The 9807-nt window shown below is 43.1% G+C and carries 9 protein-coding genes and 2 pseudogenes; 6 read left to right on the top strand and 5 right to left on the bottom strand.

Going from position 1 to position 9807, the window contains the following annotated elements:
• A pseudogene (locus tag DP116_RS29655) lies at positions 1-837 on the bottom strand (DUF6444 domain-containing protein); the annotation flags it as partial.
• A 227-nt stretch (positions 838-1064) separates the two neighbouring features.
• Between DP116_RS29655 and DP116_RS23910 the strand changes: the two are divergent.
• The 6 genes and pseudogenes from DP116_RS23910 to DP116_RS23885 form a co-directional block, all read left to right on the top strand.
• Entirely contained in the window at positions 1065-1307 is a 243-nt protein-coding gene (locus DP116_RS23910; RefSeq protein WP_211173473.1) for a transposase, read from the top strand.
• A gap of 319 nt (positions 1308-1626) precedes the next feature.
• The gene (locus tag DP116_RS23905) at positions 1627-2958 is read left to right on the top strand and encodes an ABC transporter substrate-binding protein (protein ID WP_169157535.1); all 1332 of its coding nucleotides are present in this window, start codon (positions 1627-1629) and stop codon (positions 2956-2958) included.
• Positions 2959-3083: 125 nt separating this feature from the next.
• On the top strand, positions 3084-3890 hold the full coding sequence (locus DP116_RS23900; protein ID WP_169157538.1) for a uroporphyrinogen-III synthase: 807 nt from the start codon (positions 3084-3086) through the stop codon (positions 3888-3890).
• A 384-nt stretch (positions 3891-4274) separates the two neighbouring features.
• Positions 4275-4913, top strand: coding sequence for a histidine phosphatase family protein (locus DP116_RS23895; protein WP_169157534.1), 639 nt, complete (start codon positions 4275-4277; stop codon positions 4911-4913).
• A 245-nt stretch (positions 4914-5158) separates the two neighbouring features.
• Positions 5159-5404 carry a helix-turn-helix domain-containing protein gene (locus tag DP116_RS23890; RefSeq protein WP_169157533.1) on the top strand — a complete coding sequence of 82 codons (246 nt, stop codon included), beginning with the start codon at positions 5159-5161 and terminating at the stop codon, positions 5402-5404.
• A gap of 155 nt (positions 5405-5559) precedes the next feature.
• A pseudogene (locus DP116_RS23885) lies at positions 5560-5880 on the top strand (transposase family protein); the annotation flags it as partial.
• A gap of 47 nt (positions 5881-5927) precedes the next feature.
• On the opposite strand, the gene DP116_RS23880 reads toward DP116_RS23885, so the two are convergent.
• From DP116_RS23880 to DP116_RS23865, 4 genes are all read right to left on the bottom strand, one after another.
• Positions 5928-6815, bottom strand: coding sequence for a group II intron reverse transcriptase (locus DP116_RS23880; protein WP_246275767.1), 888 nt, complete (start codon positions 6813-6815; stop codon positions 5928-5930).
• 168 nt (positions 6816-6983) lie between these two features.
• On the bottom strand, positions 6984-8780 hold the full coding sequence (locus DP116_RS23875; protein ID WP_169157532.1) for a reverse transcriptase/maturase family protein: 1797 nt from the start codon (positions 8778-8780) through the stop codon (positions 6984-6986).
• A gap of 197 nt (positions 8781-8977) precedes the next feature.
• A complete protein-coding gene (locus tag DP116_RS23870) occupies positions 8978-9181 on the bottom strand; it encodes a hypothetical protein (protein ID WP_169157531.1) in 204 nt (67 codons plus the stop codon).
• An 87-nt stretch (positions 9182-9268) separates the two neighbouring features.
• Positions 9269-9807: reverse transcriptase/maturase family protein (locus DP116_RS23865; protein WP_422614239.1), on the bottom strand; the 539-nt coding region annotated here is incomplete at its 5' end.

The following is a 9807-nucleotide window of genomic DNA, read 5'->3' as shown; positions in this document are numbered from 1 at the left end:
TCCCCATCCGATTAATTCTGAATTCTGAATTCTGACTTCTGACTTCTTTTTTTAACCCTTTAACTGACCAGGGGGTTTCATCCACATGAATGTTTGGTTGCTCTTGTTGTACCCAGCTACTCAATTCCAAGATACTTGGTTTGATTGCTTGTTCTACTCGCTCATTGGTGGTTACCAAACTCCCAACTCCAATGTCGATTTCTCCCAGTTCCCATAACAAAACTTGATTGTTTTTCATATGGCAGATGTCCATAATTGCCCATCCATCCTAAGAATGCTTGCAGCCTCACTCCCAAGTCTTGCCGTGGAATTATTTGTGGCGACCAATTAGCGTTCTGTATAGCTCCACAATGCGCTCCACTGACAACTGTGGCGGTGGTACTCCACTATTTCAATCGGACGTTCTACCAACTGAGCTACTTGTTGCGTTTCGACTTTGACTGGTTCGGTTGCAAATTCTGTGTTACCACAAGCAAGACATATTTGTGGACGGAGAACTTGATCACGGTCTACACGATCAAATCCCTTGCGGGTCTTTCCAATGTGTCCTGGCTGTCCTCCTGGTTTTCTTTTTTGAGTTGCAGAGTGTGGCTCAGTTTCTGAGTTTTGCTTTTCTGGCTTTTTCAGGAGGTCCCCAGATGGTGGTTTTGATGAAGTTTTACTATCCAGGTCTCGACTGACACGAAGTTGTTGTATCTCTTGTTTGAGTTCCTTTATCGTCGCCTGTAACTGTTGGATGGCGATCGCCTGCTCAATGATGATATCTGCCAGCTGTTCTTTGGACAGTTGGTACAGACTTTCCCGGTCTAGTTTTTTTTGAGGCAGGTTTTGGTTCATGATTGCGATACTCTCCCTCAAGCGTCCCCTTTGTCAATACCCCCGTCACCTGAATCCTTACCGATTACCTTCGGTAGAGCTTCGCTTAACGCTTTACGTGGGATTGTTGGGGCGATGAGTTTTAAGGGTGGAAATGATAAAAATGCATTTTCTATTTATATTCATCAAGTTTTAGTCCCGAATTTATGGGAAGGGGCGTGTGTAGTGGTTGTTTTAGCTCTCATAAGGTGTCAGGAATTAGAGAAGCGATTGAATCTGTTGGTGCTCATTTAATTTATTTATCACCATATTCCCCAGACTTCTCGCCCATCGAGAATTTTTGGTCAAAAGTTAAAGATTTTTTACGTTCACAAGAAACAAGAACTTATCCTGATTTAGATAAAGCGATTACAGATGCTTTAGAAACTATCAATTTAAGTGACATTCTTGGTTGGTTTAAACATTGTGGTTATCGTACTGCATCCAACTGAAAACCGCTATAGTTGTGAATAGGTATTGTGTAACGGAAAAGTAAGATAGGTTTATAAAAAACGAAGAACCTCACCCTCATTCCCTCTCCGCGATTTCCGCGAGGTGATGGGGGTGAGGTGTTTTTATTGTAAGTAATTAGGCGTAAGCGTAAAGCCCTCAACGTCGCTACGTTGGACTTGACATTTTTGACTTCTCAGACATCCTCTAAAGGGGATGTTATTATTTATCATCTGGAGCAACTAAAGAATTTAATTCATCGTCAAAATTGAATCATACTTTTAGGCTCCTGAATAAATGAGGAGTGAAACTAAATAATATATGCAAAAAATGAATGCTGCCTTTGCTTTGGCTTTGACTACCCTGGCAGTTGGTTTCCTAGCAGCTGCTTGTGATACTACCCCCCCTAATAGCCCAACTGGTAATGGCACAAGTGCCAGCCCAGGAGGAGGTTCAACAACAACAACAACTACTACTAGTGGTAAAGGATTGAAAATTGGTTCCCTGCTACCAGCCACTGGTGACTTGGCTTCTATTGGACAGCAAATCATACCCTCAATCCCCTTACTTGTGGAAACTGTCAACGCTTGCGGTGGGGTGAACGGTGAACCTGTGACTCTTGTTGCTGTTGATGACCAAACTGATCCTAAAGCTGGTGCTGCTGGTATGACCAAACTGGCAACTGTAGATAGGGTTGCGGGTGTCGTTGGTTCCTTTGCCAGCAGCGTTTCTACTGCTGCTGTCTCAATTGCAGCTCAAAATAAAGTCATGCTGATTTCTCCTGGTAGTACCAGCCCCGTATTTACTGAACAGGCAAAACAAGGTAAATTTCAAGGATTTTGGGCACGTACTGTTCCACCTGATAGCTACCAGGGACCAGCCATAGCCGCACTTGCTAATAAAAGAGGTTATAAAAAAGTTTCTACCGTCGTCATAAATAACGACTATGGCGTCGGCTTTGAAAAAGCATTTGTGCAAGCTTTTGAAAAATCGGGGGGAACTATTGTTAATAAAAATAACCCTGTCCGCTACGATCCCAAAGCAACCACCTTTGATACTGAAGCATCTGCTGCTTTTGCTGGCAAGCCTGATGCAGTCCTTGGCGTTTTTTACGTAGAGACAGGTAGTTTGCTACTAAAAGCAGCGTACCAGCAAGGTTTGCTGCAGGGAGTGCAGGTGATGCTGACAGATGGAATGAAGTCAAATGAGTTTCCTGGACAAGTCGGTAAAACCAGTGATGGTAAATATATCGTATCTGGAGTGATTGGTACGGTACCAGGTTCTAACGGCAAAGCCTTAGAAGCTCTTACCAAACTCTGGCAATCTAAAAGAGGAGGATCTGCACCAGGTGAATTTGCTCCTCAAGGCTGGGACGCCGCCGCCTTGCTAGCGCTAGCAGCACAAGCTGCTAAGGAGAATACAGGTGATGCCATAGCTAAGAAAATCCGCGAAGTTTCCAACGGTCCTGGGGTAGAAGTGACTGATGTATGCGAGGGACTGAAGTTATTGAAAGAAGGTAAAAAAATCAACTACCAGGGAGCCAGTGGTAACGTGGATGTTGACCAAAACGGCGATGTTATCGGTATCTACGATGTCTGGACAGTTGGGGACGACGGTAAAATCAAGACGATTGATAAAGTTAGCCCGAAGTAGAAGTTAAAACATAAGAGGTATGATGCCGTACTCTCGGCTAACGCGCTGCCCAGAAGTTTAACAAAATTCGACTCCCCCACTATACCCCTATGGGTTAGTGGTGGGATGAAAGGAGGTCTATCAAACTGCTTACATCTATACAACTGCCCTTACATGGTAAGCGGATTATCGTTACCGCACCTCGTAATTATGCCGCCAGGTTATCTCAACAACTCATTAACCAAGGAGGTATGCCGTTTTTGATGCCAACCATCGAAACTTGTCCACTAGAAAACTTTACTGAGTTAGACGCTGCACTGCAACATATCAATGCATTTGATTGGATTGCTTTCACCAGTAGAAATGGTATCGATGCATTTTTCCAACGTCTAGAGGATTTGGAGATAAACCCCCTTGTCTTGACAAATCTATGTTTTTGTGCAATAGGATTAGATGCAGAGAGATTAGCAGATCTAGGAGTCAAAGTCGATTTAGTACCGAAAGAACCCAGCCCAGCAGGAGTTATTGCTGAATTGGCTAAAATTCCGGATATTGCTCAGAAAAATATACTTGTCCCAGTTCCAGAAGTTGTAGGCGTTCCGGAACCCGATGTGATTCCAAACTTTGTTGCAGGGTTAGAAAAATTAGGCATGAAAGTTACCCGTGTACCAACTTATAGGACGCGGAGTTTAGAAAAAGATATTTATGAGGTTGAGTTAAATCTGATTCGGCAAGGGAAAATAGATGTCATTGCCTTTAGTAGTACTGCGGAAGTCGCAGGTTTTTTGCAAATGGTTGATTCAAAAAGTGATTACGAACGTTGTGCGATCGCCTGCTTTGGACCCTATACCGCAGCAAATGCAAAGAAGTTAGGCTTAAATGTCTCAATAGTTGCCCAGGATTATAGTTCATTTGCGGGGTTTGCTGAGGCGTTAAGCGTAGCTCTGCCGTAGGCAATCGCTCTTTGGGCATTACAATAACTTTTTGGTATTAAATTCTTCGTACTCACTTGCGGCGGTTGGCATATAAGCTGAATTTGGCAAAGTTGCGGCGATCGCCCATACGGGAGACTCACTCAGGGCGATGGCGCAGAGCGCCCGCTGAGTCCTGAGCCCTATGGCGTTCCGCCACGGCTGCGCCTAACGGGCACGGCTTGAGGCCGAACGGACACGCTACGCGTTGGCGGAGCCTGCGCTTTGCGCTTACGCGATCGCAAAAGTTTGTGATTGATTGACTTTTTTGGTTGATTACTTTGTCCTGGTGTCACATACTTGATTGCGAGATTGATGGTATTTTATTTTTGCGCAAACTCCTTTATCCCAATCGCGATACAAGCTATGACACTCAATTTATATTTACTGCGACATGGAGAAACTACTTTTAGTCAAAGTGGTAATTTCTGCGGTGAAACTGATGCGGAGTTGACCTCTGAAGGGATGCAGATGGCAGAGAGTTTTGCCGATGTTTATCAAAAATTGAAGTGGGAAGCGGTTTATGTTAGCCCGATGAAGCGCACAATTGCAACTGCTAAGCCATTCTGTGATGCTATCGGTATGAATATGCAGTTGCGTGACGGACTTAGAGAAGGTAGTTACGGCAAATGGGAAACTAAGAGTAAATCGTTTGTCCAAGAGAATTATGCAGAAAACTATGTAAAATGGTTGACAGAACCGGCTTGGAATGCACCAATAGGTGGAGAAACTGCGGTAGATATTGCTAACCGTTCTATGCCTGTAATTGCTGAAATTCAAGAAAAACATCCCCAAGGTAATGTTTTAGTAGTATCCCATAAAGCTACGATTCGGATTATGCTTTGCAGTTTACTGGGAATTGATTTGGGACGCTATCGCTATCGGGTGAATATTTTGGTCGCGTCGGTAAGTATGGTTAAATTTGACGTTAATGGTCCTTTGTTAGAAATATTAGGCGATCGCCATCATATACCCGATCATATTCGCTCTCGTCCGGGAACATAATAGTCGCTTGCCTCCGTATCAGCAGCATTCAAGTTAAGTGGACAGATAATGATCGTGACTGGAAATAAGCTGTTGTGCATTTATCCATTCCGATCCAATAGGACATTCAGGAACTATCTTAATGAACAAAGAATTGAATAGACCTCTTGCAAAAGTCCCAGTCGGGGTAAGATGGGGACTGGTAAAAGGCGATTGCCTACGGCAGAGCTACGCTTAACGCTAGGTTCATATCATAAGATAACCTTATGAAATACGAACAAGTTAAACATCTAACAACAGCAGAGTTTAAACGGTGTTGTGGTGTCAAACCGGAGACATTTGAACAAATGGTTGAAGTAGTGCAGACCCACAACCAAAATAAACAAAAAACTGGAAGACCAAGCAAAATTTGTTTGGAAGACCAAGTATTAATGACCATTAAGTACTGGAGAGAATATCGAACCTATTTCCATATAGGTCTATCTTGGGGAGTAGCAGAATCTACAGCTTGATCTCCTAAGCGGAAAGTAGAAAATATTTTGATTCAGTCTAGAATATTCACCCTACCAGGAAAAAAACAATTACTTTCGGCTGATTTCAATATAGACGTAGTTGTCATTGATGTGACAGAAAGCCCTATTGAACGTCCTAAAAAAAACAAAAACTATATTACAGTGGCAAGAAAAAAAGACATACTTTCAAGTCTCAAGTAGTTGTTAATCAGAAGACTGGTGAAATTATTTGTACAGCGCACGCTAAGGGTAAAACCCATGATTTTAAATTGTTTAAAAACAGCAAATTAACGTTAAATAAAGACATTCAATGCTTGGTAGATAAAGGCTATCTCTTAATTAAAAAACTTCATCTCAATAGTCAAATTCCTTACAAAAAGCCGAAAAATGGTAAGTTAAGCAATGAAGAGAAAAAGAAAAATCGTCATTTAGCTAAAAATAGGGTAATTGGTGACGCATTGGGACAAAGAAAATGAGCCAGCCTTTGTTTGTTGATTCGTGGGTGCACAAGGGTACTATTAAACTAAGCCGCTCCGTCACCAGAGCGACTCGTCTTCAAAACCGGACGTGAAACTTTCGCTTCATCCGGCTCCTCAGTAATTTGGTGCTTTTCTAAGTGCATACCTCCAACCAAGTCATCCTTAGCTGTCTTAACATCGTGGTAGTGTCTATGTAATAACTGGAGATTTTTATGTTCATCTTTTCCCCCTTTCTTTAGGGGTATTTTGTGGTCAATTTCCAGTACATCTTCCTCACGGAAATACAATCCGCAGTGGGCGCATTTTCCTTTTTGTTGCTTTAGAAGTGTTGCCACTCTTTTTGGCATTTCAGGATGTGTGCCCATTCTTGAACTCCAATAAACTAGGTTGCCATCGTATGGACTGGCATCGCCTTTAACTTTTACGTGCCGAATTATAGGCGTTTCCGTATGTTTCATTAAACGCATTGGATTTTTACCTTTATTCGGTGTAGCGAATACCCAGTTATCACCGCCAATGGTTCGCCAATATTTCTTGGCTATCCATTCTCCTGATTTATTTGGGTGACGGTATTCTGCCCAGGCTTTTAGCTTAAGATACATGAGATGCTCTAGCTTAGAGTAAGACTCTTTACTTATTACTGTCGAATAGTAGTTAGACCATCCTCGGATTACCGGGTTGAGTCGGCTTATTAACGCTACTTGTGGCGCTTGACCGTGGTCGTAAATGATACTAGTTATTCGTTCGTAATGTATCTTCTGCTTTTCTTTGCTTGGAGTGATGATTGTTTTGAAGCCTTGTTTTGAGTGATATTTACCCACTTTAAACTGCCTAATGTTGAAACCAAGAAAGTTAAATCCCGGTTCTTCACTCTCATACTTATTTAAGGTATGAGTTAAGCGTGTTTTTGATGGCTTCAATTCCAAACCCATGCCTTTTAACCACTCAGATATAATAATCTGACATCTTTGGACAACAGTTATGTCTTCGTGTAAGATGACGAAGTAGAGTAGGCGACCAGCGAGTTACTAAAAGCACTTTTCTGTCCGCCCCTCCCCAAACCGGGCTTACGCCTTTCGGAGTACCCGGCTTTCCAGTGTTTACATGTCAGTGTTAGTTCTTTGGGTTGCGCGTCCTGCATGGATATCCATATGACATTGTTGACACACAATTAAGGTTTTACGTTGTCGTGCTGCCATAATTTGAACCCAATAGGGCGGTGAATTTCTTCCTTCCTTTTGTAAGTCCTTAAGTGCCCGAACATGATGAACCTGAACATTTTCTTGTGAACCACAAAGTTCACAGGTATTAGCCAAGAGTCGGCATTCGAGTTCTGTTCTTGGACCTACAGTTTGTAAAGGAGAATCATTTAAGACTGCTTTCATATTTCGCTTCAGAGAGATTCCTCCCCAGTTAGCTATTAATGGCTTTTGTCCTTCTCCACGTTCAACCGTTACTTGCAATCCAATATATGGGCCATTGCGAGTTTGAAGTGTGGTTTGATAGCGACGGTATATCGTCGATACGCTAGTACGCAGTTTATGCGCGAGCGTTTGAGTTAATGACCGTTCCATTACCCATTTCAAACGATTTAGTTGGTGTAAGTTGTAAGCCAATCGATAATATTCCACGATTCCCTGAAATTCCTGCTGATAATGAGCCACGATACTAAAAACGGAATCGTGAATCAATTCTGCACGGTGTATTGGTTTACCGTGAAGTAGGAAGCGGGCACATTTGCTTTTGACCACATCAGGTGGTACTTTTAAACCAATTTGCCCGTTAATGCTACGGTGTCCGCGCCTATCAAGCTTTTGGTTGTTATTAAGTACTACAATGTCGTAACCAAGAAAACGAGCAGCTTCAGTTCGAGGGTGGGAAATTAGCGTCTTGGTTTCGGACAATTCGAGTTTGAGATTTTCTCTCAAGAAATTGCCGATTAAGCGCTTAATCTCTTCAGCTTCTTGCCGTGGACCACTAAAGCCAATTAGCCAATCATCGGCATATCTAACGTAACGTAGGCGGCGATAGTTTGGGTCTTGTGGGTCTAAAGATGGTACTTGCTGCATTAGTTTGCGAGCAATATGTGCCTCACTAAATAGACCCTTCTTTCTCAAACGTTGAGCCAGCCCTTGTAGTCGTTGCCATTCCGGATTGGGTTGGCGTGCTTTACCACGGTTATATTTTGGAATTAGTTCATTTTCAACAAATTTATCAAGCTTGTCTAAGTAGATATTCGCAAGAATCGGGCTTAGTATCGCACCTTGTGGACTTCCACTTAGAGTGGCATTATACCGCCATTCTTCTAAATATCCAGCTTTCAGCAAGTTTTCTATTAACCTCAAAAAGCGGTTGTCGTGGATTTTCTCTCTCAGTATGGTGAGGAGAACTGTATGGTTGAGTGAGTCAAAGCATTGAGCAATGTCACCTTCCACGAACCATTTTGTTCCTACCCACTTACTGTATATTTCGCTTAAGGCTGTATGACATCCGCGTCCTGGACGGAAGCCGTGAGAGGTTGGATTAAACTGCGGCTCATAGTACGCCTCTAATATTAGGCGGATAACTTCTTGCAACAATTTATCTGACCAACGAGGAATGCCAAGTGGGCGCTTTTTCAGAGAGTTTTTCTTCTCAATGTAAACACGACGCGCAGGCATCCATTGATACCTTTCATAACGTAAGTCAGAAATAATAGTATCAATTTTTGCTCTAGACATCCCATCTACGGTTTCGCCTGTTGCACCTGGTGTCATTGCCCCAGTATTACGATAGATTTTACCGTAAGCTTTTAAGAACAAATCGGGGTTAAATAATTGTCGATAAACATCTTCCAGTGGCAGTCCCCGCTGACCACGTTCATGTATAATTCCCAACACAGTTTCGGCATTTCGCATCTCGCGTACCTCACAAGTCGAGTTTCATAACACCTGTCATCCTTCCCCATGTAGACGGCTTTCCCGTCCGCTGAGTACTACGATGACTCCGTTACCCTGTGCCTCTCGGCACGGCGGGTAATCCCACTTTCCCTAAGCGCTAGATGTATCGAGCGCGACTTAGGTGCCTCGTCCGTTTCCTTAAGTAAGGTCGTTCCTTACCGTTCACTGTGCGGAAAGTTCGGGTGACGACGACTTAGCCACCCTATCACAGTGACCCCGCATTTGAGACGCTGTAATCGGGGGATGTACGCTTCCATCACTGGAAACTGAGGTTTGAGCAATTCGGCTCTCACCATATCACGCGGGTCTTGCAGAACGAAATTATAAGCGTCTTCTAACTTCTTCTGCTTTATCAACATGCTACAGTCCCCTCTGACTTTCGTCATTAGGTAAGTTGTTGACCCAGAGGTCATCTTTTCCTAACCTCTCCTCTCTGTGAGAGGAGTCTAGCACCTGGTTAAATGGCGCACGTCATCGGCGTATCGGATTAATGATAGTTTTGAGCGATTACCCTTTTTACTACCAGGTAATGTTTCTGCAAATAACTTAATCCGTTCTTCCATCCCGTGAAGGGCAATATTCGCTAAAAGCGGCGATATCACGCCACCCTGCGGTGTACCCTCAGATGTTTCTTGGAACTGCTTTTTGTCCATCACTCCCACTTTTAACCAAGCACGTATTTGACGGCGAATGGTGGGGAATGTATTTAATTTTTTCAGCAGCGCCGAGTGGTCGATTTTATCGAAGCACTTTGATATGTCGGCATCAAGCACAAATTTTGGTTTATGATTAATGCTTGTATGTATAGCTCCGATAGGATCATGACATGAGCGTCCTGGTCTGAACCCATATGAGTTTGGTTCAAATTTAGCTTCCCATTCTGGCTCAAGTGCCATTTTTATGAGAGCTTGCAAAGCGCGGTCATACATTGTCGGGATACCCAGAGGTCTTTTCTCGTCCTTACCAGGTTTTGGAATCCATACGC

It is taken from the genome of Brasilonema bromeliae SPC951 (assembly GCF_012912135.1).
GTDB classification, from domain to species: domain Bacteria; phylum Cyanobacteriota; class Cyanobacteriia; order Cyanobacteriales; family Nostocaceae; genus Brasilonema; species Brasilonema bromeliae.
The sequence above is the reverse complement of the archived record's forward strand: the minus strand, read 5'-3'. Positions and strand labels throughout refer to the sequence as shown.